Genomic DNA, 22,901 nt, shown 5'->3' on the forward strand with positions numbered 1-22,901 from the left:
GTTTTACCTGCCTAACGCTCTGTGTCTCTTGTGTTGTCTTCTTCCTCCCGTCGTTGTCGTTTGGCCTCATACATGGCGCCGTCCGCGTGTTGCAACAGCGCCTCCGCCGTTGTCCCCTGCTCGGGGTACATGGCAAAACCGACGCTGACCCCGGCCACCAGTTGCTGGCCGTCCCCCAGCACCACGGGAGCCGCCATGGCCCGCTGGATCCGCCCCATCACCTCATCCACCTCCTGCCGGTGGTGCAGGGGCGAGAGCAGGACGGCAAACTCATCCCCCCCGAGGCGGCACACCAGATCCATCGGCCGCAACTGGTGCTGCACCCGCCTGGCCAGGGTGATGAGTACGTCGTCACCGGCGGCATGGCCGAGGTTGTCATTGATCTGCTTGAAGCGATCGCAATCGAGATAGAGCAGCGCAAAATGCTCCCCCTGAGCGCCGCCGGCCGTGACGGCCTGGGCCAGTCTCGCCTCGAACAGGGCGCGATTGGGCAGGCCGGTCAGGGGATCGTGGGTGGCCTGGTGGAGCAGGCTGGCATTCTCCCGCTTCTGATGGGCCTGCCAGGCTTCCAGCTCGTCGAGCAGGGAGTTGAAGTCCTCCCCCAGATCGTGCAGTTCGGCGATGTTCGCCGCCGGCACCCGCAGGTTGACGTCGCGGCGACGGCGCACGTTGAAGGCCACCCGCGCCAGGGACTTGAGGGGTTCGGTGATGGAGTGTTGCATCCGGCGCGCCACATAGAGGGCCCCCAGAATGCTGAGCAGCAGGCAGACCAGGGTCGCCAGCAAGGTCTGCAGCAAGAAGCGCAGCAGATATTGCCCGTGGCCCACCAGGTGGATGCGGGCTATCTCCTTGCCTTCTCGCAGCATGGGCAGCTCCACCGGCCCCGGCAGGATCAGGTGGGCCAGTTGCCGCTCCAGGCTCGACCAGGGGGTGGTGATGGCCCGGCTCCAGCTCGCCAGCACCTGGCCATTGGCCAGGTGAATGCTGGCGCTGGCCACATCCTCGTGGGAGGTGATGGCCTGCAGGGCGTCTCTCGCCGCCTCCTCGTCATGGAACACCACGGCCGCCTCCGTGGTGTAGCTGATGGCCCGCGCCACCAGCTCCAGGTTGTGGTCCGCATAGAGGCGCAGGGCCAGCAAGGCGGTGATGGTCAAAAACAGGCCCGCCATGCAGACGGCGGTGAGGGACGTCATCATGTGGGTGCGCCCCAGGCTCTGGCGCAGGGTGATCCGGGATGAATCGAGCGACACTTGATCCTTCATTGCGCCCCCTCCCCGGCCCTGGCCAGTTTGAGCACGGCCGGATGCACCCGCACCCCGCTGCGGGCGAGAGCATCCAGGTTGACCTTGAAGCGCACCCTGTCGACCCCGGCCTGCAGGCAGAAGACGGCGTCGGCGATGCACTCGCTGCTCTGCTCGCTGATGCTGAGGATGGGATGCCCCTTGAGGCGCTCGAACAGGGGCAGTCGCAGCTGTGAAGAGAGCACTCCCACATAGATCACGTCGCAGCGCAGGCCCAGGTTCTCGTCGTCGGTCTCATAGCGGTGCACGTCCACCGGGCGACCATTGGCCTGGCGCTCTATGGTGAGCAGGGCCCCCGCGTACTCCGTCGGTGCCGTGATGCACAGGCGCAGGGTGGCGGGCTCGCTCGGCCAGCGGGTATAGCTGAGGATGTCGAGGACGGTCTGACGCACTTGCTCGGCACGCGCCTCGGCACTGGTCAAGGGCTCCGCCTGCACCAGCGGGCAGAGCAGGGTGACCAGCAACACCAGGGCCCGGATCAAGGAGTGTGATTGCATGATGCCCTTGTGCTCACGTCAGTACCCAGGGGGAGGAAGGGGAGATGTGGAGCGAGCTTACCAGCCGTTTGACCAGGACCCATCCACTGCCATATCGGCTGCGTCACGGAGTGTCGCAGCAACCACAAGGGCCCCTGACGAGAGGGGCCCCTGACATCAATTCCACTCATTTCGCTACTTCTTGCCGATCCCGTATTCACGCAGCTTGTTGGCGATGGCGGTGTGGGAGACCCCGAGCCGCTTGGCCAGCTGGCGGGTGGACGGGAAGGCCGGGTAGAGCCGCGCCAGCAGCTGGCTCTCGAAGCGCTTGACCGCCTCGTCGAGTCCCCCCTCGAACCACTCGTCGATAAGGGGCATGGTATCCGCCGCCATGGGCAGGTCCACGTGCTCCGGCCCTATCTCGTCCCCTTCCAGCAAGGTCATGGCCCGGTAGAGGCAGTTGCGCAGCTGGCGCACGTTGCCGGGCCAGCGATAGGCGGTCAGGTATTCCGCCATGTTGCGGGTGAAGCGTGGGCGCGGACGCTGCAATTCACTTGCGAAGCGGGAGACGAACTGCTGGGCCAGGGCCATGATGTCCGCCTTGCGCTCGCGCAGGGGCGGCAGGCTTAGGCTCAGCACGTTGAGGCGATAGTAGAGATCCTCCCTGAACTTGCCCTCGTGCACGAGATCCAGCAACTGTTTCTGGGTGGTACAGATGAAGCGCACATTGACACGCACCTCCTGTTCGTCCCCGACCCGGCGGAAGACACCATCCTGCAGCACCCGCAGGAACTTGGTCTGCAGATGGGGAGACATGTCGCCTATCTCGTCCAGCATCAGGGTGCCGCCGCTCGCCAGCTCCAGTACCCCGCGCTTGCCCTCGGTGTTGTTGCCAAAGGCGCCGGGGGCATAGCCAAACAGCTCGCTTTCGGCCACGTTGTCCGGCATGGCGGCGCAGTTCAGCGCCATGAAGGGGTGGCTGGAGCGCAGGCTGGCGCCATGGCAGGCACGGGCCAGCAGCTCCTTGCCGGTACCTGTCTCCCCGACGATCAACAGAGGCGCGTCCTGCATCGCGAGCTTGGCGGCCTGGGCCAGCACCTCCTTCATCTTCTGGCTCTCGGCCTGCAGATGCTCGAACCCCCCCACCTCCACCGCGTGCAGGGCGCTGAAGTGCATGCCGACCCGGCGGGCGGACTTGAGCACCACCACGGCGCCGGCCAGGGCCTGCCTGCCCTTCTCTTCCGCCACGAAGAGCGGCATGAGATCCCCCAGGTACTCTTCACTGCCGAGGCTCAGCTTGCAGGTCTGGGGCCGGATCTCCCCCGCCTCCAGCCAACGGCTGAAGGAGAACCCCTTGACCAGGGAGCCCAGCGCCATGCCACGCACCTCTTCCGGCGGCAGCGCGAGCGTGGTGAGGGCGGACTGGTTGGCCTGGGTGATCTTCCCTTTGGCATCGAGTGAGAACACCAGATCAGGCAGCGCCTTGAGCAGGGCCTCGATCTCGTGGTGCTCCCGCTCGGAGGGCATATAGGGGATGGTCTTGACGTCATAGACGCCGGGAATGCGGCGAATGCCCGGCATCAGGTGCTGGAAATCGCTGAATTCCAGTTCGGGGAAGTTGAGATAGATGATGCCTGAGGTATCGATTTCGATGCCGCGCAGATCGATGTTGTGCTCCACCAGGCGGTCGAGCAGTTCCCGGGTCAGGCCCAGGCGGTCTTCACAGCTGACTTCAAGACGCATTCGGAACACAATTCCTAGCTAACATTCTGATTCATTGGATGATACAGACTCGATCCCGCCAGTGCGAGCGCTGACCCATAAAAATGCGGGCCCGCCCTGTTTTACCAGGCGGGCCCAGGGGGCAAAAAAAGGGGAAAACGGCTTACTTCAGCAGTTCGTCGGTGCGCGCCGCCATGATGAAGTCGTTGCGGTGCAGCCCCCCTATCTTGTGGGTCCACCAGCTCACCGTCACCTTGCCCCATTCGGTGAGGATGGCGGGATGGTGGAACTCCGCCTCCGCCAGCTCCCCCAGGCGGTTGGTGAAGGCCAGCGCCTCCTTGAAGTTGCGAAAGCCAAACTCCCGGCGCAGTTGCAGCTCACCGGCCACCACCAGGGGTTGCCAGTCGGGGATGGCGTGCATCAGCGTCGCCAGCTCCTCGTCGCTGACCTTGGGGGCATCGGCGCGGCACGCTTCGCATCGTTGGCTTGCCAGTTCGGACATGGGGGACTCCTTTCGTTGATCAGTCGGAAAATAGGTAACTAACCTCAGCTCGCCTGCTTGTCAGGGGCCGGGGCGAACAGGGGCGCATTGAGGCCGAGGCGGCGCGCCTCGGCGAGCGTCGCCATGATGTCTTGCTCCGCCAGCCGGTAGAGGGCATCCAGGCTCGGCAACACGTAATAGATGGGCTGCATGATGTCGATGCGATAGGGGGTACGCAGCACCTCCATCAGGCTGAAGGGCTGCAATCTGGGCTGTCCCCCCAGGGCATAGGCCGTCTCGCCGATGGAGGAGAGGATGCCGCCGCCGTAGATGCGAAGGCCATCGCTCCCCTGCCCCTTCCCGGCCGCCTCCTGCACCAGGCCGAACTCCACGGTGAACCAGTAGAGACGCGCGAGGAAGACCCGCTCCTCCTTGCTCGCCTTCTGGCCGAGCTGGCCGTAGACATGGGTGAAGTGGGCGAAGGCCGGGTTGGTGAGCATGGCGCAGTGACCGAACAGCTCGTGGAAGATGTCCGGCTCCTGCAGATAGTCGAGCTCGTCCCGGCGGCGGATGAAGGTGGCCACCGGGAACTGGCGGTTGGCCAGCAGCGAGAAGAAGCGATCGAAGGAGATGAGCGCCGGCACGGCCACCACGGACCAGCCGGTGGCGGGTTGCAGCACCCTGTTGATCTCTGCCAGCTGGGGGATCCTGTCCCGGGGCAGATCGAGGCGCGCGAGCCCGGCCACATACTCCTCACAGGCCTTGCCGCCGAGCTCCGCGAGCTGGCGCTCGATGAGGATCTGCCAGGTGCCGTGCTCCTCGTCGCTGTAGTGGATGACGCCCTGCTCGTCCGGTTTGTGTGCTGTATAGAGGCTGGCCATGATCCCTTCCATCCCGCGCCCCGTTTGGGCGCTCCTGCGTGGGCTCTGCGGGCGGAGGCCTGTTTGCACAGGCCCGCTCGCAGAGGTCTATGGGATCACTGTAACGGTTTGCCCCCTAAAAAAGCAGCCGACCCCGAGGTCGGCTGCTGCGCACAAATGTAAATAATTTGTGACGCCTGAATGTGCTCATCTGGCGCCGGTGTGGCCCGCCATGCGGTGGCGAAATCGCCTCACACCATCAGCGGTTGAGATAACCCGCCAGCTGACCGATAAGCCGCTTGCGCAGCTCGCCGAGCTTGGGTTTCTCGTCCCCGCACCAGGGCAACGGGCGACAGGCTTCTATGGTGCGCAGCCCGAGCCGCGCGGTGAGCAGGCCAGCCCCCACCCCTTGCGCGGCGCGGGCCGAAAGCTTGGCGGTGAGCTCGGCGCCGAGCAAGTCCATCCCCACCTCGGTGACGAGCTCGGTGGCGCCGGCATAGAGCATGTTGCGAAACACCTGACGGATCAGCTGGATGCGACTCCAGTAACCGAGTTCGATGGCATACACATCCGCGATGTCCTCGATCATCCTCAGGTTTCGCCACAACATCAGCATCATGTCGACGGTGGCAAGCGGGCTCAGAGCCACCAGCACGGCGGCCTCCCCCGACCATTTGGCGACCCGGGCCTGGGCCAGCTTGTCCCGCTCGGTCAACACCAGCTGGCTGTAGAGGGTCAGCACCTCACGGTCGCTGTGGCTCTCGTCGAGCTGGGAGAGCCAGTTGTTGTACCCCTCCCGCCCCTTGTCGCCGCTCTTCTGTGCCAGGGCCTCGCAGAAGGCCTGACCCTGTCCCACCCCCTGGTGGGCCAGCAGATCTTCGGCGCGCGAGCGCACATCCTGGCGCCGCTTGAGGGTGCGCAGGCGCAGCCACTCGCGCCCGGCCACGGACGCCGTGCCCGCCAGCACCAGGCCTGAGGCCAGCAGCCAGGCGCCGCCCCAGAGCGGGGACGAGGCGAATTGGTCGACGAGGAAGGCGCCAAATTGGCCAAGGGAGAGCAGCCCCACGGCCCCCAGCCCCCAGCCGAGCAGGCGGTGACTGCGGCGGGGCCTGACCGTCAGGGCCGGCTCCACCTCGGTGAAGTCGTCGAGCTCGTCCAGGCGCTCGAAGCTCGCCTCCTCCAGCCGCTGGGCCGGTGCGGGGGCGGGTTCTGGCGGCGCCACCTGCAACACGGGATCCAGCACCACCTTGCCTTGCAGCGGCCCCTCATCCAGGGGATGCGGTTTTGTCTGATCGTTCATCGCTTATGTTCCTCGGTGCCTGCCGGCAAGGGGTTGCCCCGCCAGCAGGCCAGCTGATTATTCGAGGTGATCCCCGAGCAGGAATTCCAGCGCGGCATCGAGCCGGATATGGGGCAGCGCCTGATGGGCGCTCATGGGCAGCGGGCGAAACGCCTGAAAATCGAAGCCCTGGTTTTGCCACCACTGAGCCGGCGGGATCTGGGACGGCACCTCCCCCGGGAACAGCAGCAGCGGCTCCCCCTCCAGGCTGGTGCCACGAATGGCGGGAAACTCCCGGCCGTTGGCCTGTCCCTTGCCCACCTCGGTGGCCTTGATGGCGGCAAGCGCCAGGCATTCGGTCTCTATGCCCTCGAAGCGCGCCTGGCCCCGGCCGCTGCTCACCAGATGCTGCAACAAGGAGACCAGGGGAACGTGCTGCTCCGGCGTCACGTGATCCGCCTTGCTCGCCACGAACAGGAGCTTGTCGATGCGCGGGGCGAACAGGCGGCGCCACCAGTTGCTCTTGCCGTAGGCGAAGCTCTCCATGATGCGGGCGATGGCCTGCTGCATGTCGCCAAAGCTGGCGGCGCCGGCGTTGAGGGGTTGCAGGCAGTCCACCAGCACGATCTGGCGATCGAAGCCGGCGAAATGCTGTTCGTAGAAGCCCTGCACCAGGTGCTGCTTGTACTGTTCGAAACGCTGCTTGAAGGTGGCGTAGAGGGTGCCGTCGGCGGGCTCATGGGCGGGGTTGTCCCACACCCAGGGCACGAACTGCAGCAAGGGGGCGCCGGCGTACTCCCCCGGCAGCACGAAGCGACCGGGCTGGATGAGGTGCAGGCCGAGCTCCCGCTTGCAGGCGTGCAGGTAGTCTGTGTAACGCTCAGCCAGCTCGCTCGCGGGTTTCTCCTCGAACGGCTGCTCCGCCTGCCAGTGCGGCTCAAGCCAGCTGGCTGCAAGTTGCTGCAGCTCGGGGCGGCGCAACTGCTGCTCAACCTGCTCGCTCCACTGCTCGTAACTGAGATCCAGCAGCGGCAAGTCCAGCAGCCACTCACCGGGGTAGTCCACCAGATCCACGTAGAGGGTGGAGATCTCCCCCAGGTGGCGGCGCAGGGGGTGGCGGGTGCGATAGCGAATTTCGAGGCGCACCTCGGCCACCCCGCGGGTGGGCTCCGGCCAGGCGGGGGGGTCGCCGAACAGGGAGTCGAGCCCCCGCTCGTAGGGGAAGGTGGGAATGTGGAGGTTTTGCTGGGGGACGCGGCGCGCCCCCAGAATGCGCCCCTGGCGCTGGGCATCCCAGAGCGGCAGACGGCCGTCGATGGCCGCGTGCTCCAGCTGGTTCACCAGCGCCGTGATGAAGGCGGTCTTGCCACTGCGTGACAAACCGGTGACCGCCAGCCGAATGTGGCGATCCCGCACCCGGTTCACCACGTCCGTGGCCTTGTGCTGCAGCACTGACCACTGTTGTTCAAGCTTGTTGCGTAGCAATTTTTTAGATGTCAAGGCGTGCTCAATCCTCTGTGCTGACGTGCCCCGGCCCCTCTCTGGCCCAGGGCGCGCCTATCGATGCATCACAGCTTGCTGAATTCCCGTTGCAAGTTGAACTCCTTGGAGGTGACCAGCTTCTCCATGCGCTGCAGCCTGGGCTCCAGGCTGTCGAGTTCCCGGGCGATGCGCCCCAGCGCCTGATGGGGGGTCACCCCCGCCTGCCAGCTGCGCGCCTTCATGCGCAGCTCGCCAAAGTCGGCATCCTGCTCCCGATAGAGGGTGACCGGTTTCTTGTCCAGCAGGAACCAGGCCGCGATATAGGCGGTGAAGGTGATGAAACCGGCGAAGATGAGGCCACTGATGGCCAGCAGCCGCACTATCCAGGTCTCCACTCCGAAGTACTCGGCGAGGCCGGCGCAGACGCCGGCTATCTTGCCCTGCTGGGGATCACGGTAGAGGTTGCGTTGGCTGTTGGCGGCGCTCATACCTTGTTCCTCCAGCCGGGGACCTCGGCGTCCAGGATCGACTCCAGGGCACCGACCCGCTCCTGCATCTTCTCGGCGCGCACCAGCAGCCCTTGCAGCTGTTCCCGCTCGTTATCGGCAAGGCCCGCCCCTATCCTGCCCTTGGCGCGATAGTGCAGCACCAGCCAGATGGGGGCGACGATCACCATGAAGACGATGAGCGGCGTCGCCAGGATGCCAATGATGTCTTCCATTCATTATTCTCCCTGCTTGGAGGATGTATCGCCCTGGCCCAGCTTCTGACGCATGGCCTCGAGCTCGCGACTGATCTGATCGTCCACTTCCAGCTCGGCAAACTGCTGGGCCAGGGCCTTGTCGGACTGGCCGAGGTCGGCGCGGGCTTCCATCTCGTCGATGCGGCGCCCCATGCGCTCGAACTTGCTGACCACGGCCTGGCTGTCGCCACGGGCCACCTGGCTCTGCACGTTCAGACGGCTGCTGGCCGCCTCGCTGCGAATGGCCATCGCCTTCTGGCGGGCACGGGCGTCTTCGAGTTTGGCCTCCAGCTGGCGAATTTCATCCCCCAGCTTGTCGATGCCGCTGTCCACCGCCTGTTGCTCACGATAGAGGGTCTCGGCCAGTTCGACCTGCTTCTTCTTCTCGATGAGGGCGGCCCTGGCCAGATCTTCGCGACCCTTGGTCAGCGCCAGTTCGGCCTTGGCCTGCCACTCGTCCACCCGCTCCTGATGGCGGCTGACCTGGCGGCCTATCTCTTTCTGGTTGGCGAGGAAGCGGGCCAGGTTGGAGCGCTCCTTCACCAGTTCATCTTCCATCTCCTGGATGATCAGGCGCACCATCTTCTGGGGATCTTCTGCCTTGTCGAGCAGGGCCGTCAGGTTGGAGTTGATGATGTCGGCCAGGCGGGAAAAAATACTCATGATTGTACTCCTGTGATGGGCATTGGGTTGTTTCTCCATTGACAATGGCAACTTGTGTGCCAATCTGGAACAAATTTTAACTTATTGATTTATATGGGTGCCTAGAACGAAATTCAAGGCCGCCGTCTCAAGGGGTGATAAAAATCACCAACTCTTGGTAAGATTGACCAGATTTTTCAACGAGCAGGGAGCAAGATGAGCACAACCACGGAGAGCTTGTTGGGTGAGTCCAACGCATTTCTCGAGATCATCGAACAGACGTCGCGACTCGCCCCCCTGCGCAAACCCGTGCTCATCATCGGCGAGCGGGGAACCGGCAAGGAGCTCATCGCCCACCGCCTACATTATCTCTCGGCCCGCTGGGATCAAAGCTTTGTCACCATCAACTGCGCCACCCTGAGCGAGAGCCTGCTGGAGACCGAGCTGTTCGGCCACGAGGCGGGCTCCTTCACCGGCGCCGCCAAGCGCCATCAGGGCCGCTTCGAGCGCGCCGACGGCGGCACCCTCTTCCTCGACGAGCTGGCCACCACCAGCGCCCGGGTGCAGGAGAAGCTGCTGCGGGTCATCGAGTATGGGGAGTTCGAGCGGGTGGGCGGCGCCAAGGCCCTCAAGGTGGACGTGCGCCTGGTGTGCGCCACCAACGAGGATCTGCCGGCCCTGGCCGACAAGGGGCTGTTTCGCCACGATCTGCTGGACAGGCTGGCCTTCGATGTCATCACCCTGCCCCCCCTGCGGGAGCGCCGTGACGATATCCTGATGCTGGCGGAGCACTTTGCCCACAGCATGACCCGGGAGCTCGGCTATCCGCTGTTTGCGGGTTTCTCCCGCAAGGCGACCCAGCTGATGCTCGACTACCCCTGGCCCGGCAACGTGCGGGAGCTGAAAAACGTGGTGGAGCGCAGCATCTACCGTCAGGGCAACCCGCAACTGCCCCTGGCGGAGCTGGTGCTCAACCCCTTCGACTCCCCCTGGCGCCCTCGCACCGCCAGCGCACAGGATACCCCCTCAGCGGAAGAGAGACCCATGGGGAGCACACAGCCCCTGCAGTTGCCCCTGGATCTCAAGAGCACTGTGGCCGAGTTCGAGATTAATTTACTCAAGCAAGGGATGCAGCAATCCCAGTATAATCAGCGCAAAGCGGCCCAATTGCTGGCCCTGAGCTACCACCAGTTCAGGGGCATGCTGCGAAAATATCAACTGCTCGACGGGGATGATGGCAGTGGCAATGCAGAGCACGACGGCCCCTGAGTGGTCGTTCGCCAAGGGCCACGCCGCCCCGATGATCGAATGTGGCAAGATTGCGGCCAGGATGTGGATGACGGGCCGCTAAGGCAGCCGCTCGGGTCCTCGCCACTCGCCAGCCCGGGTGCTGGCACCTTCGTATAAAAAATGGTTCCATAATGAGAATGCTCAAACCAATGCTGCTCGGGCTGCTGGTGCTGGTCACCGGCTGTCAGAAACAGGACGAGGCCTCCAAGACGGGGCTCATCTATTGCGTCGAGGGGGCACCCCAGACCTTCAACCCGCAGCTCGCCAACTCGGCGGTGACCCTGGATGCCAGCGCTCGCCCGCTCTACGATCGCCTGCTGGAGGTGAACGCCAATACCCTGGGCATCGAAGGGGGCCTCGCCACTCGCTGGCGCGTCAGCGATGACGGTCTGACGTACCGCCTCACCCTGCGCAAGGGGGTGAGCTTCCACCGAACCCCCTGGTTCAACCCGTCCCGCCCCTTCAACGCCGACGACGTGCTGTTCACCTATCAGCGCCTGCTGGATGAGCATCACCCCTTCCACCGCATCTCGGGGGGCGACTACCCCTATTTCTCGAGCCTCGGCCTCTCCTCCCTCATCAAGCGGGTCTACAAGCAGGGCCCCCATGAGGTGGTCTTCGAGCTGAACCGGCCGGACTCCTCCTTCCTCGCCACCCTGGCCAGCGACTACGCCATCGTGCTGTCGGCGGAGTATGGGGAGCAGATGCAAAAAGCCGGTACCCCGGAGCTGCTCGACAGCCGCCCCATCGGCACCGGCCCCTTCAGCTTCAAGGAGTACCGTCACAACGAGTACGTGCGCTATCTGCGCCACCCGGGCTACTGGGGCGGTGAGGCCAAGATCGAGCAGCTCATCTATGACATCACCCCCAAGTCCTCCAAGCGGCTCGCCAAGCTGCTGACCGGCGAGTGCGACGTGATGAACACCCCCTCCGCCAGCCAGCTGTCGGTGATCGACAAGGATTCCCACCTCAATCTGTCGGTGCAGTCCGGCATGAACGTCGCCTTCCTCGCCCTCAACACCCGCAAGGCGCCGTTCAACAAGGTGAAGGTGCGCCAGGCCATCGCCAGCGCCATCAATGTGCAGAACCTGCTGCAGGCGGTCTATTTCGAGACGGGACAGCCGGCGGCCAGCCTGCTGCCCCCCCTCTCCTGGGGCTACAACCCCTCCCTGCAGCTGCGCAAGCAAGATCTCAAGCTCGCCCGCCAGCTGCTCGCCGAGGCCGGTTTCCCCCACGGCTTTGAGATGCAGGTGCTGGTGCAGCCGGGAGCCCGTCCCTACAACCCGGACGGCCTCAAGACCGCCCAGCTGATGCGCAGCGATCTCGCCAAGATAGGGGTAAAACTGAAGATTGTGCAGCAGGCCTGGCCGGTCATCGAGACCCGGCTCGCCAAGGGGCAATATGACAGCCTGCTCTCCGGCTGGGTCGCCGACAACGCGGATCCTGACAACTTCTTCCGCCAGTTGCTGAGCTGCGCCGCCGTCGAGCGGGGCAACAACTACAGCCGCTGGTGCAGCCCCGCCTTCGATCAGCTGCTGGACGATGCGGTGACCACGCCACAGCTCGCCTTCCGGCTGCGCAATTACTACTATGCCCAGACCCTGCTCGGCGAGCAGTTGCCGGTGATCCCCCTGGCCCATGCCCTGCGCACTCAAGTGAGCCGCAACGACATCGAAGGGCTGACCCTTATGCCCTTTGGGGGCACCACCTTCAACCAGGCCTATCGGGAGTGAGCATGCCCCTTTCCCTTCATTCCAGCGATGACCCCCTGTCATCCCATCGTCAGCGAGGGCAGGCGTAACCATGTTCTTCTATATTCTGCGCCGCATCACCCTGCTGCTCATCACCCTGCTGGTGCTGAGTATCGGGGCCTATCTGCTGGAGTATCGCCTCATCAGCCAGGTGCCGGACTTCTGGCACGGCTACCCGGACTTCCTGCGCCGGATCTTCGCCGGGGATCTCGGCGTCTCCAGCGTCTCCGGTCTGCCGGTGCTGGATGAGATCCGTCACTACTTCCCGGCGACCCTGACTCTCTGCCTCGCGGCCTTTGCCATCTCCTTGCTAGTGGGCATTCCGCTCGGCACCCTGGCCGCCCTCTATCAGGGGCGCAGCGTGGATCTCTCCATCATGACCGCCGGCCTCATCGGCTACGCCGTGCCCGTGTTCTGGCTCGGGCTGCTGATGGTGATGTTCTTCTCCCTGGATCTCGGCTGGCTGCCGAGCTCGGGTCAGATCAGCCTGCTCTACGACGTGCCCTCCATCAGCGGCATCGCCATCATCGACGTGCTGCTGAGCCATGAGCCCTGGCGCGAGGCGGCCCTGCACGATGCCCTGCGCCACCTGGTGCTGCCCTCCCTGGTGCTGGCCGTGGTGCCCACCACAGAGGTGATCCGCCATGTGCGCAGTTCCCTCATCGACGTGATGAAGCAGAACTACATCAAGGCCGCCGCGAGCCGGGGGCTCTCCCGCCGTCAGATCGTCTGGCGTCACGGTCTCAAGAATGCCCTGCCCCCCGTGCTGCCCCTGCTCGGCCTGCAGCTTGGCAGCGTGCTCACCTCCGCCATGATCACCGAGGTGGTGTTCGACTGGCCCGGCATCGGCCGTTGGCTGGTGAGCAGCATAGCGCTGCAGGATTATGCCGCCATCCGGGGCGCCTCCCTGGTGGTCGCGAGCTTCGTCATCTTCATCAGCGTCAGCACCGAGCTGCTGACCACCATCATGTATCCGGCCAGGCGTAAAGAGCTCTATGCAAAGCAATACTGAACAGGTTCACGGGATGCGCCTCAACACTGAACACACCGATGGCCTGGGGAGAGCCTGATCCATGCAAGATAAATCGAATCTCTACCCGGAGCTCAAGATCCTCTCCCCCCTGGAGCAGACCTGGGCCTCCTATCGCCGCAACCCCCTGGCCATGGCCGGACTCTGGTGTTTCGGCCTGCTGCTGCTGGTAACCCTCATCGGCCCCCTGGTGGTGCCCTATGGCATCGACGATCAGCACAGCAGCCGCCTGCTGCTGGCCCCCTCCTGGGCCAGTACCGGCAACATCGACTACTTCCTCGGCACCGACGATCTGGGCCGTGACATCCTCTCCCGCCTGGTGGCGGGGGCACGGCTCACCTTCGGCAATGCCCTGCTGGTGGTGCTGATCGCCCTGGTCATCGGCTCCGCCATCGGCATACTCGGCGGCATGAGCAAGGGGGTGAAGTCGAGCGTGCTGCACCATCTGCTCGACACCCTGCTCTCCATCCCCTCCCTGCTGCTGGCCATCATAGTGGTCGCCATCCTGGGGCCCGGGCTCTTCAACACCCTGATCGCCATCACGCTGGCGCTCATTCCCCCCTTCATCCGGGCGACCTACAACGCGGTCCACACCGAGATGCAGAAGGAGTACATCATCGCCAGCCGCCTCGACGGCTCTCCCCCCTCGCGCATCATGCGCCTCGCCATCTTGCCGAACATCGTCGAGACCCTGGTGGCCCAGACTACCCGTACCCTCTCCGCCGCCATCCTGGATATCTCGGCGGTGGGCTTCCTCGGTCTCGGCGCCCAGTCTCCTCAACCTGAGTGGGGCGCCATGCTGGCGGATTCGAGCGATCTCATCTACCTGGCCCCCTGGACCGTGACTCTGCCCGGCATGGCCATTCTGTTCAGCGTGCTGGTCACCAACGTGGTGGGCGAAGGCATCCGCGAAGCGCTCAAAGAGGGGAATGACTGATGCGGCCCTTGTTCCATATGCCCGGCGCTATGCTGAAAGAGAGACCCGATCACAATGGGGGACATGACTGATGCCGCTGCTCGACATACGCAACCTGACCATCGAAATCGACACCCCCCAGGGCAAGGTCAAGGCGGTGGACAGGGTCAGTCTGACCCTGAGCGAGGGGGAAATTCGCGGTCTGGTGGGTGAATCCGGCTCCGGCAAGAGCCTGGTGGCCAAGGTGATCGTCGGCATCCAGAAGGACAACTGGACGGTGCGCGCCGACCGGATGCGCTTCAACGACATGGACTTGCTGACCATGGCCCCCAAGGAGCGGCGCCGCATCATGGGCCGGGAGATCGCCATGATCTTCCAGGATCCCATCAGCTGTCTCGACCCCTCAGAGGAGATAGGCACCCAGCTGGAAGAGGCCATCCCTACCGACTCCTTCGTCGGCAAGTTCTGGCAGCGCTTCCAGTGGCGCAAGAAGCGGGCCATCGCCCTCTTGCACCGGGTCGGGGTCAAGGATCACCGCAAGGTGATGCGGGCCTACCCTCATGAGCTCTCCGACGGCATGTGCCAGAAGGTGATGATCGCCATGGCCATCGCCAATCAGCCGCGCCTCCTGGTGGCCGACGAGCCCACCAGCGCCATGGAGTCCACCACCCACTCCCAGATCCTGCGGCTGCTGGACAAGATGAACAAGCTGGGCAACACCACCATCCTCATCATCAGCAACGACGTGGCCGCCATCGCGAACCTGACCGACACCATCAACATCATGTACTGCGGCCAGATGGTGGAGGTGGGGACCCGGGAGCAGATCATGACCAGCCCCCATCACCCCTATACGGACGCCCTGCTCAAATCCATTCCCGACTTCGACAAACTGGTGCGCCACAAGTCCCGGCTGGAGACCCTGCCCGGGGTGATCCCGCCGTTGCAGCACTTGCCCATCGGCTGCCGCCTCGGCCCCCGCTGCCCCTATGCCCAGAAGCAGTGCGTGCAGACCCCGCTGATGAGCAAGGTCAAGGGCCATCAGTTCAGCTGCCACTTCCCGCTGAACATGGAAGAGCCGAAGAAATGAGCCTGATCATGAATACCGCCATGCATGAAGGAACCAAGCCCGTGATCGAACCCTCCCTGCTGCAGGTCAGGGGCCTGTGCAAGACCTATCAAAACCGCACCGGCCTGTTCCGGCGTCAGGCGGTGGAGGCCATCAAGCCGCTCTCCTTCAGCCTGGAGACGGGTCAGACCCTGGCCATCGTCGGTGAGGCGGGTTCCGGCAAGAGCACGCTCGCGCGCATCCTGGCGGGCATGATAGAGCCGAGCGGCGGCGAGATCTCGGTCGAGGGCCAACCCCTGGTACACGGCGACTACCAGACCCGCTGCAAGCTGCTGCGGATGATCTTCCAGGATCCCAACACTTCGCTGAACCGCAAGATCCGGGTCGGCCAGATCCTGGAGACCCCCCTTCGTCTCAACACGGCGTTGAGCGAGGAGGAGCGGCGGGAGAAGGTGGTCCAGACCCTGCGCATGGTGGGCATGCTGCCGGATCACGCCCTCTTCTACCCCCAGATGCTCTCCGCCGGCCAGCAGCAGCGGGTAGGGCTGGCACGGGCGCTGATCCTCAACCCCAAAATCGTGGTGGCCGATGAAGCCTTGTCCACCCTGGACATCTCGGTACGCTCCCAGATCATCAACCTGCTGCTGGAGATGCAGGAGACCACAGGGCTCAGCTATGTGCTGGTGGCCAACGATCTCGGCATCGTCAGCCACATCAGCGACGAGGTGCTGGTGATGCACGAGGGCCGGGTGGTGGAACGCGGCAAGACCCTCAAGGTGTTCGCCGATCCCCAGCACGAGGTGACCCGTCGCCTCATCCAGAACTACAACAACGAATACCGCAGATAAACCTCCGGCCCGGGTTCACCGGGCCGTCTCCACACCGTTTCCCCAGTCATAAAAAACCCGCTTGTAGGCCGGGTATGCCCCTCGAATAAGTCATCTCGCTGCCAGGTGCCAAAAATGAATTCAGGCTCCCCTCGCGCCATTTTTCAGCCATAAAAAAACCGGCTGGTGAGCCGGGTATGACTCTCAAAAAAGTCATCTCGCCGCCAGGTGCCAAAAATGGATTCAGGCTCCCCTCGCACCATTTTTCAGCCATAAAAAAACCCGGCTTGTGGGCCGGGTATTGCGCTCAAAAAAGTGATTGCGTCGCTCGTAGTAGGAACACCTCAGATACTAGGTGCCCCCCCTTGGCTCAACAACTGTCAGATCTGACAGGCAGCCCGCTATGGAACCTGAACTGCGGATCCGGCGAGCGGATGAGCTCGGCCTCGATGGAGCCGAAGAAGGCCACCCGCTCGCTGATGTCCTCCCCCGCATACTGCTCGGCCAGGGCCAGATAGTCCTGGTAGTGGCGCGCCTCTGAGCGCAGCAGGGAGACATAGAAGCGACCCAGCTCCTCGTCCAGATGAGGCGCTATCTTGGCAAAGCGCTCGCAGGAGCGCGCTTCTATGTAGGCGCCGATGATCATCTTGTCCACCACGGCAGCCGGCTCATAGGTGCGCACATGGGTGAGCAGGCTGCGGGCGTAGCGAGAGGCGCTGACCGGGCCGTAGGCTATGCCGCGCGCCGCCATGATCTCAAGCACTTGCTCGAAGTGATGCAGCTCCTCCTGGATCAGCCGCACCATGGGAAACAGCAGGGGGTTGCGCTCCAGCTCGGCAAAGACGCTCCTGTCCGATTCGCCCATGGTGCGCTTGCCCAGGATCTCCGCCTTCTCCGGGATGGCGTCCAGCTCCCGGTAGAACTCGAGCTTGGGCAGCAGGTGGCGCTTGCCCTTGGGCAGGCAGTAGCGGCGAACCAGGCTGTGGGCGGTCAGGGCGGCCTTGTTCTCACAGTTGGCGTGATCGATGAGCAGGGTCGACAACTGGGCGGGATCCCGCGCCATCTCCACCCACTCATCCGGGGTCTCACAATGCAGGAACTGGCGAACGGGGGCTAACAGGTCATCCATCTGAACTCTTCTACTCTCTGGTTGAAATTGATTGGCATAGGCTGATGCGGTGGGGCTCGCGAAGGGCGCCCATGCTAACGGATCCCGCCCCCGCTGCCCACCGCCATCACTCCAGCAGGCGTTTGAGAGAGCCCCGCCGGATAAGCTTGCCATTGAAGGTGGGCAGCACCTCGGGCGCCCCCTCCTCCACCATGCTGATCAGGCGACTGATGGTCTCCTGGATCATCTCGGTCACCGGCATCTTGACGCTGGCCAGCGAAGGAATGACATAGGGGGCCAGGGCGATGTCATCGAATCCCACCACCGAGACCTGCTCTGGCACCGCCACACCGGATGCATGCAAATGCTTGATGGCACCGATGGCCATGTCATCGTTGCTGGCGATCAGGGCGCTGAAGGGTACGCCTCGTGCCAGCAGGGTCGCCGCGGCGGCCGCACCGCAGGCGGGGGTCCACTTGCCGGGGGCGATCAGCGCCTCTTGCACGGGAAGGTCGTGGCGAGCCAGGGCCTCGCGGTAGCCGGCGAGGCGCTCTATGCCGGTCGGCGAGTCCACCGAGCCCGCGATGAAGGCGATCTCCCTGTGACCCATCTCCACCAGCTTGTCCACCACGGCCGCCGCCGCGACCCTCTGATCCGAGTAGACGCAGTGGCTGTGATGGCGCGGCAGTCGCCGGTTGAGCACCATGATGGGCTGGGGATGCTGCTCGATGATCTCGTCCATCTCCTCGACGCTGAGGAAACGGGGATAGATGATGACGCCGTCACAGCGCGAGTCCAGCAGGTACTGGATGGCCTGGCGCTCCTCCTCGGCGCTGTGCTTGCCGTCCGCCAGGATCAGCTGGCGGCCCCGCGCCTCCGTCATCCGCGCCGCATGGGAGAGCAGCTCGCTGAAATAGACGCCGTGATACAGGGTGTTGGTCACCACCAGCCCCAGGGTCTGGGTATTCTTGGTCGCCAACTGCCTCGCCACCAGGTTGGGGCGATAACCGCTCTCCTCGATGGCCTGAAACACCCTATCCCGGGTTTCCTGGCTGGTATAGCCATTGCCCGACAGCACCCGGGAGACAGTCGCCTTCGACACCCCTGCCCGCCTCGCCACCTCCAGCATGGTCGTCATCTTGTTTCATCCCTCCGCGTTGACGGGGCGCAGTGTACTGCACGGGACCCACTTGTGCTAACGGGAATGGACGCCACCCGCCCCTTTCAGTGATCCCTTTCACGATTCTGCACTATGGCGGTGCGACCGTCTTGTCTACGAGTATGAAACTGAGCATGCTATGTGGAACCGGTTCCACAATTCAGTTCCATTCCCGTTCTTCTCGTCGTCACCGACGGGGATCGACAGGCCCCATTTGGTAAAAAGGATACGACTCGATGTCAAAGAACTATACGGCCCTGGCCGACAAGGTCATCAGGGCCCTCGGTGGAACCGGCAACATCGCCGCCGTCACCCACTGCATGACGCGCCTGCGCTTCGTGCTGCAAGACCCCACCCAGGTGGACAGCCCGGCGCTCAAGGCCACCGCCGGGGTGCTTGGAGTGGTCAGCAGTGACAACCAGTGCCAGGTGATCATCGGCAACATGGTCTCCCACGCCTATCGGGAGGTGATCGCCCTGCTGCCGAGCGGTGCACAGGGAGACGTGCCAGCGGCCAAGCCAGGTTTCAGCCTGCGGCGCCTCGGCGCCGGCATCCTGGATGCGCTGATCGGCACCATGTCGCCCCTCATCCCGGCCATCATAGGCGGCTCCATGGTCAAGCTGCTGGCCATGGTGCTCAGCATGAGCGGCGCCGTGGAGGTCACCTCCCCCAGCTACATCATCCTCAACGCCATCGGCGACGGCGCCTTCTTCTTCCTGCCCCTGATGGTGGCGGCCTCGGCGGCGGTCAAGTTCAAGACCAATGTGTCGCTGGCCATCGCCATCGCCGGCGTGCTGGTACATCCGAGCTTTATCGAGCTGATGGCCAGGGCCGCCCAGGGGGAGCAAGTCAGCTTCGCCTATATTCCGGTTACCGCGGTGAAATACACCTACACCGTCATTCCGGCCCTGGTGATGACCTGGTGCCTCTCCTATATCGAGCGCTGGGTGGACAGGATCACCCCGGCGGTGACCAAGAACTTCTTGAAACCCATGCTCATCGTTCTGATCGCCGCGCCGCTCGCCATCCTGCTCATCGGCCCCATCGGCATCTGGATTGGCACCGCCATCTCGGGCCTGGTCTACACGGTCCACGACTACCTCGGCTGGCTGTCGGTGGCCATCATGGGGGCCCTGTGGCCGCTGCTGGTGATGACAGGCATGCATCGCGTCTTCACCCCCACCATCATCCAGACCATCGCCGAAACCGGCAAAGAAGGCATGGTGATGCCCTCCGAAATCGGCGCCAACCTCTCCCTCGGCGGCTCTTCCCTCGCGGTCGCTTGGAAGACCAAGAACCCCGAGCTGCGCCAGACCGCGCTCGCGGCGGCCGCCTCCGCCATCATGGCGGGGATCTCCGAGCCCGCCCTCTACGGCGTGGCCCTGCGCCTGAAGCGGCCGCTCATCGCCAGCCTCATCAGTGGCTTCATCTGCGGTGCCGTGGCCGGCATGGCGGGGCTTGCCAGCCACTCCATGGCGGCCCCGGGTCTCTTCACCAGCGTGCAGTTCTTCGATCCGGCCAACCCCATGACCATCGTCTGGGTGTTCGCCGTGATGGTGCTCTCCGTGGTGCTCTCCTTCATCCTGACCCTGCTGATGGGATTTGAAGACATTCCGGTGCAAGAGGAGCACTCCAAGGCCAGCGCCGAGGAAGCCGCGCCGACGCTGCAAGTCAAGACAGCCGCCAGCCTGTGAATTTCCATCACCTGACATGACAAGAGGTAACAGATGTCGGTAACCAGATTTCCGAAAGACTTCCTCTGGGGCGGCGCCCTGGCCGCCAACCAGGCGGAAGGAGGCTATCGTGAAGGGGGCAAGGGGCTGAGCACGGTGGACATGATCCCCCACGGCCCCAACCGCATGGCGGTCAAACTCGGCCAGGAGAAGCGCTTCACCCTGCGAGATGACGAGTACTACCCGAGCCACGACGCCATCGGTTTTTATCATCACTACCAGGACGACATCGCCCTGATGGCCGAGATGGGCTTCACCGTGTTTCGTACCTCCATCGCCTGGAGCCGGCTCTACCCCAGGGGGGACGAGCGCGAGCCAAACCCAGAAGGGATCGCCTTCTACCGCGCCCTGTTCGAGGAGTGCCGCAAATACGGTATCGAGCCCCTGGTGACCCTGTGCCACTTCGACGTGCCCCTGCACCTGGTGGTGGAGTACGGCTCCTGGCGCAATCGCCAGATGGTGGAATTCTTCACCCGCTACGCCCGCACCTGTTTCGAGGCGTTCGACGGCCTGGTGAAGTACTGGCTCACCTTCAACGAGATCAACATCATGCTGCACAGCCCCTTCTCCGGCGCCGGCCTGGTGTTTGAAGAGGGGGAAGACCAGGAGCTGGTGAAGTATCAGGCCGCCCACCACGAGCTCATTGCCAGCGCCTTGGCGACCCGGACTGCCCACGAGGTAAACCCCCACAACCAGATAGGCTGCATGCTGGCGGGGGGCAACTTCTACCCCTACTCCTGCAAGCCGGAAGATGTGTGGGCCGCGCTCCAGAAGGAGCGGGAGAACCTGCTGTTTATCGATGTGCAGGCTCGCGGTGCCTACCCGAGCTACGCCGCCAGTCTGTTTCGCGAGAAAGGGATCCATCTCATCAAGGAGGCCGGAGATGATGACATCCTCAAGCACACGGTCGACTTCGTCTCCTTCAGCTACTACGCCTCCCGCTGCGCCTCCGCCGACATGAACGCCGGCAACACCAGCGCGGCCAACGTGGTCAAGTCTCTGCGCAATCCTCATATCGAGGTGAGCGACTGGGGCTGGGGTATCGATCCCCTCGGCCTTCGCATCACCATGAACACCCTGTACGACCGCTACCAGAAGCCGCTGTTCCTGGTGGAGAACGGTCTCGGCGCCGTGGATGAGGTGAATGAGCGGGGCGAGATAGAGGACGACTACCGCATCGCTTACCTGCGCGAACACATCCGCGCCATGGGGGATGCCATCGGAGATGGTGTACCCCTGATTGGCTACACCAGCTGGGGCTGCATCGATCTGGTGGCCGCCTCCACCGGCGAGATGAGCAAGCGCTACGGCTTCGTGTATGTGAACAGGGACGACGCCGGCAAGGGCAGCCTGGCCCGCAGGCGCAAGAAGTCGTTCTGGTGGTACAAGAAAGTCATCGCCAGCAACGGCGAGGATCTGGCGTAACAAGGCGCTGCGACACTGCGATAAAAAGAGGGGGCCTGGGCCCCCTCTTCGTTTCATCTCATGTCATCGGCAGCGAGAAAACGTTTAACTGCCTTCGTTAAAAATTTCCAGGTTGCTGGTGCCTTCCTGCCACTCGCGCACGGCCTTGTTGTCGTCGCTGCGCATGGCATTCAAGTGATCCAGGTAGCCCTGATCCACGTCTGAGGTGACGTAGTGGCCGTTGAACACCGAGGTCTCGAAGTGGCGCAGCTCGGGGTTGATCTCCCGCACCGCCTCTTCCAGATCTTCCAGATCCTGGAAGATGAGGCCGTCGGCGCCGATGAGTTTGCACACCTCTTCCACTTCCCGGCCGTGGGCGATCAGCTCGTTGGCGGTGGGCATGTCGATACCGTAGACGTTGGGGAAGCGGATCTCCGGGGCGGCGGAGGCGAAGTAGACCTTGGCGGCCCCCGCTTCCCGTGCCATCTGGATGATCTGCTCCGAGGTGGTGCCACGGACGATGGAGTCATCCACCAGCAATACCTTCTTGCCCTTGAACTCGGAGCCGATGGCGTTGAGTTTGCGGCGCACGGACTTCTTGCGCTGGGTCTGGCCCGGCATGATGAAGGTACGGCCGATGTAGCGGTTCTTCACGAAGCCCTGACGGTAAGGCAGGTCCAGGGTGTGAGCGATTTCCAGCGCCACGTCGCAGGAGGTCTCGGGGATGGGGATAACCACGTCGATGTCGAGATCTTCCCACTCGCGAGCGATCTTCTTGCCGAGCTTGCGGCCCATGTTGAGGCGGGCGGCGTAGACGGAGACCTTGTCGATGCAGGAGTCTGGACGAGCGAAGTAGACGTACTCGAAGATGCAGGAGCTCATCTGCGGATTGTCGGCGCACTGCTCGGAGAACAGCTGGCCCTGCTCCGTGATGTAGATGGCTTCACCCGGGGCGACGTCACGCACCGTCTCGAAGCCGATGGCGTCGAGGGCCACGCTCTCGGAGGCGAGCATGTATTCGATCTGGCCCTGCTCGTCGGTGCGACGACCCAGGATCAGCGGACGGATGCCATTGGGGTCACGGAAACCAATGAGGCCGTGGCCGATCACCAGGGTGACCACGGCGTAGGCGCCGCGGATCTGCTGGTGGGTCTTGCGCACCGCGGAGAAGATGTCCGCCGGCGCCAACGCCATCTTGTCGCACAGATCCAGCTCGTGGGCCAGCACGTTCAACAGCACTTCGGAATCGGAAGTGGTGTTGATGTGACGGCGGGCCACCTTGAACTGCTGCTCCTTGAGTGCCTTGGCGTTGGTGAGGTTGCCGTTGTGGGCCAGCACCATGCCGTAGGGCGAGTTCACATAAAAGGGTTGGGCTTCAGCGGCACTGGAGCTGCCTGCGGTGGGATAACGGACATGTCCTATGCCGATATTCCCCTTCAGTCGCTGCATGTGGCGCACTTCAAACACATCCTTCACCAGGCCATTGGCCTTGCGTTGCCGGAAGTTTCCACTGTCTATGGTCACGATCCCGGCGGCGTCCTGTCCCCTGTGCTGCAACACCGTCAAGGCGTCGTAGAGGGCCTGATTGACGGGGGTGGTGCCAACTATACCGACAATACCACACATGTC

At 63.7% G+C, this 22,901-nt stretch carries 22 protein-coding genes; 8 read left to right on the plus strand and 14 right to left on the minus strand.

Translation table 11 applies throughout. From position 1 onward, the window contains the following. Positions 1–11 precede the first annotated feature (11 nt). From ACRCYW_RS17380 to pspA, 10 genes are all read right to left on the minus strand, one after another. On the minus strand, positions 12–1,262 hold the full coding sequence (locus ACRCYW_RS17380; protein ID WP_438551273.1) for a diguanylate cyclase domain-containing protein: 1,251 nt from the start codon (positions 1,260–1,262) through the stop codon (positions 12–14). Beyond that, positions 1,259–1,798, minus strand: a complete 540-nt coding sequence (locus ACRCYW_RS17385) for a YfiR family protein (protein ID WP_438551274.1) — start codon at positions 1,796–1,798, stop codon at positions 1,259–1,261. Before ACRCYW_RS17385 ends, ACRCYW_RS17380 begins: the two co-directional genes overlap by 4 nt. 174 nt (positions 1,799–1,972) lie before the next feature. Further along, entirely contained in the window at positions 1,973–3,520 is a 1,548-nt protein-coding gene (tyrR, locus tag ACRCYW_RS17390; RefSeq protein WP_438551275.1) for a transcriptional regulator TyrR, read from the minus strand. 142 nt (positions 3,521–3,662) lie between these two features. Continuing rightward, a complete protein-coding gene (locus ACRCYW_RS17395) occupies positions 3,663–4,001 on the minus strand; it encodes a 4a-hydroxytetrahydrobiopterin dehydratase (RefSeq protein ID WP_438551276.1) in 339 nt (112 codons plus the stop codon). Between the two features lie 44 nt (positions 4,002–4,045). Beyond that, on the minus strand, positions 4,046–4,861 hold the full coding sequence (phhA, locus tag ACRCYW_RS17400) for a phenylalanine 4-monooxygenase (protein ID WP_438551277.1): 816 nt from the start codon (positions 4,859–4,861) through the stop codon (positions 4,046–4,048). Between the two features lie 238 nt (positions 4,862–5,099). After that, complete coding sequence (locus tag ACRCYW_RS17405; RefSeq protein ID WP_438551278.1) at positions 5,100–6,140, minus strand: YcjF family protein; 1,041 nt, start codon at positions 6,138–6,140, stop codon at positions 5,100–5,102. Between the two features lie 57 nt (positions 6,141–6,197). Next, entirely contained in the window at positions 6,198–7,604 is a 1,407-nt protein-coding gene (locus tag ACRCYW_RS17410) for a YcjX family protein (RefSeq protein ID WP_438551317.1), read from the minus strand. Positions 7,605–7,687: 83 nt separating this feature from the next. Next, positions 7,688–8,089, minus strand: a complete 402-nt coding sequence (pspC, locus tag ACRCYW_RS17415; RefSeq protein WP_438551279.1) for an envelope stress response membrane protein PspC — start codon at positions 8,087–8,089, stop codon at positions 7,688–7,690. Continuing rightward, complete coding sequence (pspB, locus tag ACRCYW_RS17420; RefSeq protein WP_349922051.1) at positions 8,086–8,322, minus strand: envelope stress response membrane protein PspB; 237 nt, start codon at positions 8,320–8,322, stop codon at positions 8,086–8,088. The genes pspC and pspB overlap by 4 nt, the downstream gene beginning before the upstream one ends. A gap of 3 nt (positions 8,323–8,325) precedes the next feature. Continuing rightward, complete coding sequence (gene pspA, locus ACRCYW_RS17425) at positions 8,326–9,006, minus strand: phage shock protein PspA (RefSeq protein WP_438551280.1); 681 nt, start codon at positions 9,004–9,006, stop codon at positions 8,326–8,328. A gap of 195 nt (positions 9,007–9,201) precedes the next feature. On the opposite strand from pspA, the gene pspF reads away from it, so the two are divergent. From pspF to ACRCYW_RS17455, 6 genes are all read left to right on the plus strand, one after another. Then, positions 9,202–10,254, plus strand: a complete 1,053-nt coding sequence (gene pspF, locus ACRCYW_RS17430; protein ID WP_438551281.1) for a phage shock protein operon transcriptional activator — start codon at positions 9,202–9,204, stop codon at positions 10,252–10,254. 158 nt (positions 10,255–10,412) lie between these two features. After that, positions 10,413–12,008, plus strand: a complete 1,596-nt coding sequence (gene sapA, locus ACRCYW_RS17435) for an ABC transporter substrate-binding protein SapA (protein ID WP_438551282.1) — start codon at positions 10,413–10,415, stop codon at positions 12,006–12,008. Positions 12,009–12,078: 70 nt separating this feature from the next. Then, positions 12,079–13,038: an ABC transporter permease gene (locus ACRCYW_RS17440; protein WP_438551283.1), complete on the plus strand. Its 960-nt coding sequence runs from the start codon at positions 12,079–12,081 to the stop codon at positions 13,036–13,038. A 61-nt stretch (positions 13,039–13,099) separates the two neighbouring features. Beyond that, entirely contained in the window at positions 13,100–13,993 is an 894-nt protein-coding gene (locus ACRCYW_RS17445; protein WP_438551284.1) for an ABC transporter permease subunit, read from the plus strand. 70 nt (positions 13,994–14,063) lie between these two features. Beyond that, positions 14,064–15,062, plus strand: a complete 999-nt coding sequence (locus ACRCYW_RS17450) for a peptide ABC transporter ATP-binding protein (protein WP_438551285.1) — start codon at positions 14,064–14,066, stop codon at positions 15,060–15,062. Positions 15,063–15,103: 41 nt separating this feature from the next. After that, positions 15,104–15,889 carry a peptide ABC transporter ATP-binding protein gene (locus ACRCYW_RS17455; RefSeq protein ID WP_438551318.1) on the plus strand — a complete coding sequence of 262 codons (786 nt, stop codon included), beginning with the start codon at positions 15,104–15,106 and terminating at the stop codon, positions 15,887–15,889. Positions 15,890–15,935: 46 nt separating this feature from the next. Here ACRCYW_RS17455 and ACRCYW_RS17460 read toward each other — a convergent pair whose 3' ends face one another. From ACRCYW_RS17460 to ACRCYW_RS17470, 3 genes are all read right to left on the minus strand, one after another. Next, a complete protein-coding gene (locus ACRCYW_RS17460) occupies positions 15,936–16,142 on the minus strand; it encodes a hypothetical protein (RefSeq protein ID WP_438551286.1) in 207 nt (68 codons plus the stop codon). Positions 16,143–16,238: 96 nt separating this feature from the next. Then, positions 16,239–16,997: a tRNA isopentenyl-2-thiomethyl-A-37 hydroxylase MiaE gene (miaE, locus tag ACRCYW_RS17465; protein ID WP_438551287.1), complete on the minus strand. Its 759-nt coding sequence runs from the start codon at positions 16,995–16,997 to the stop codon at positions 16,239–16,241. Positions 16,998–17,103: 106 nt separating this feature from the next. Then, positions 17,104–18,114 carry a LacI family DNA-binding transcriptional regulator gene (locus ACRCYW_RS17470; RefSeq protein WP_438551288.1) on the minus strand — a complete coding sequence of 337 codons (1,011 nt, stop codon included), beginning with the start codon at positions 18,112–18,114 and terminating at the stop codon, positions 17,104–17,106. A gap of 257 nt (positions 18,115–18,371) precedes the next feature. Between ACRCYW_RS17470 and ascF the strand changes: the two genes are divergently transcribed. Both ascF and ACRCYW_RS17480 read left to right on the plus strand, forming a co-directional pair. Beyond that, on the plus strand, positions 18,372–19,829 hold the full coding sequence (gene ascF / locus ACRCYW_RS17475; protein ID WP_438551289.1) for a PTS cellobiose/arbutin/salicin transporter subunit IIBC: 1,458 nt from the start codon (positions 18,372–18,374) through the stop codon (positions 19,827–19,829). Between the two features lie 33 nt (positions 19,830–19,862). Next, positions 19,863–21,293: a 6-phospho-beta-glucosidase gene (locus tag ACRCYW_RS17480; RefSeq protein ID WP_438551290.1), complete on the plus strand. Its 1,431-nt coding sequence runs from the start codon at positions 19,863–19,865 to the stop codon at positions 21,291–21,293. An 84-nt stretch (positions 21,294–21,377) separates the two neighbouring features. Here ACRCYW_RS17480 and purF read toward each other — a convergent pair whose 3' ends face one another. Beyond that, entirely contained in the window at positions 21,378–22,898 is a 1,521-nt protein-coding gene (gene purF, locus ACRCYW_RS17485; RefSeq protein ID WP_438551291.1) for an amidophosphoribosyltransferase, read from the minus strand. Positions 22,899–22,901: the final 3 nt, after the last annotated feature.

The organism is Aeromonas sp. (assembly GCF_051657805.1).
Taxonomy (GTDB): Bacteria; Pseudomonadota; Gammaproteobacteria; order Enterobacterales; family Aeromonadaceae; genus Aeromonas.

Excerpts from the sequence above, each read along its gene's own strand:
- ACRCYW_RS17380 (WP_438551273.1), bottom strand. The coding sequence starts at position 1,262 with ATGAAGGATCAAGTGTCGCTCGATTCATCCCGGATCACCCTGCGCCAG.
- ACRCYW_RS17385 (WP_438551274.1), bottom strand. The coding sequence starts at position 1,798 with ATGCAATCACACTCCTTGATCCGGGCCCTGGTGTTGCTGGTCACCCTG.
- tyrR (WP_438551275.1), bottom strand. The coding sequence starts at position 3,520 with ATGCGTCTTGAAGTCAGCTGTGAAGACCGCCTGGGCCTGACCCGGGAA.
- ACRCYW_RS17395 (WP_438551276.1), bottom strand. The coding sequence starts at position 4,001 with ATGTCCGAACTGGCAAGCCAACGATGCGAAGCGTGCCGCGCCGATGCC.
- phhA (WP_438551277.1), bottom strand. The coding sequence starts at position 4,861 with ATGGCCAGCCTCTATACAGCACACAAACCGGACGAGCAGGGCGTCATC.
- ACRCYW_RS17405 (WP_438551278.1), bottom strand. The coding sequence starts at position 6,140 with ATGAACGATCAGACAAAACCGCATCCCCTGGATGAGGGGCCGCTGCAA.
- pspC (WP_438551279.1), bottom strand. The coding sequence starts at position 8,089 with ATGAGCGCCGCCAACAGCCAACGCAACCTCTACCGTGATCCCCAGCAG.
- pspB (WP_349922051.1), bottom strand. The coding sequence starts at position 8,322 with ATGGAAGACATCATTGGCATCCTGGCGACGCCGCTCATCGTCTTCATG.
- pspA (WP_438551280.1), bottom strand. The coding sequence starts at position 9,006 with ATGAGTATTTTTTCCCGCCTGGCCGACATCATCAACTCCAACCTGACG.
- pspF (WP_438551281.1), top strand. The coding sequence starts at position 9,202 with ATGAGCACAACCACGGAGAGCTTGTTGGGTGAGTCCAACGCATTTCTC.
- sapA (WP_438551282.1), top strand. The coding sequence starts at position 10,413 with ATGCTCAAACCAATGCTGCTCGGGCTGCTGGTGCTGGTCACCGGCTGT.
- ACRCYW_RS17440 (WP_438551283.1), top strand. The coding sequence starts at position 12,079 with ATGTTCTTCTATATTCTGCGCCGCATCACCCTGCTGCTCATCACCCTG.
- ACRCYW_RS17445 (WP_438551284.1), top strand. The coding sequence starts at position 13,100 with ATGCAAGATAAATCGAATCTCTACCCGGAGCTCAAGATCCTCTCCCCC.
- ACRCYW_RS17450 (WP_438551285.1), top strand. The coding sequence starts at position 14,064 with ATGCCGCTGCTCGACATACGCAACCTGACCATCGAAATCGACACCCCC.
- ACRCYW_RS17460 (WP_438551286.1), bottom strand. The coding sequence starts at position 16,142 with ATGGCTGAAAAATGGTGCGAGGGGAGCCTGAATCCATTTTTGGCACCT.
- miaE (WP_438551287.1), bottom strand. The coding sequence starts at position 16,997 with ATGGATGACCTGTTAGCCCCCGTTCGCCAGTTCCTGCATTGTGAGACC.
- ACRCYW_RS17470 (WP_438551288.1), bottom strand. The coding sequence starts at position 18,114 with ATGACGACCATGCTGGAGGTGGCGAGGCGGGCAGGGGTGTCGAAGGCG.
- ascF (WP_438551289.1), top strand. The coding sequence starts at position 18,372 with ATGTCAAAGAACTATACGGCCCTGGCCGACAAGGTCATCAGGGCCCTC.
- ACRCYW_RS17480 (WP_438551290.1), top strand. The coding sequence starts at position 19,863 with ATGTCGGTAACCAGATTTCCGAAAGACTTCCTCTGGGGCGGCGCCCTG.
- purF (WP_438551291.1), bottom strand. The coding sequence starts at position 22,898 with ATGTGTGGTATTGTCGGTATAGTTGGCACCACCCCCGTCAATCAGGCC.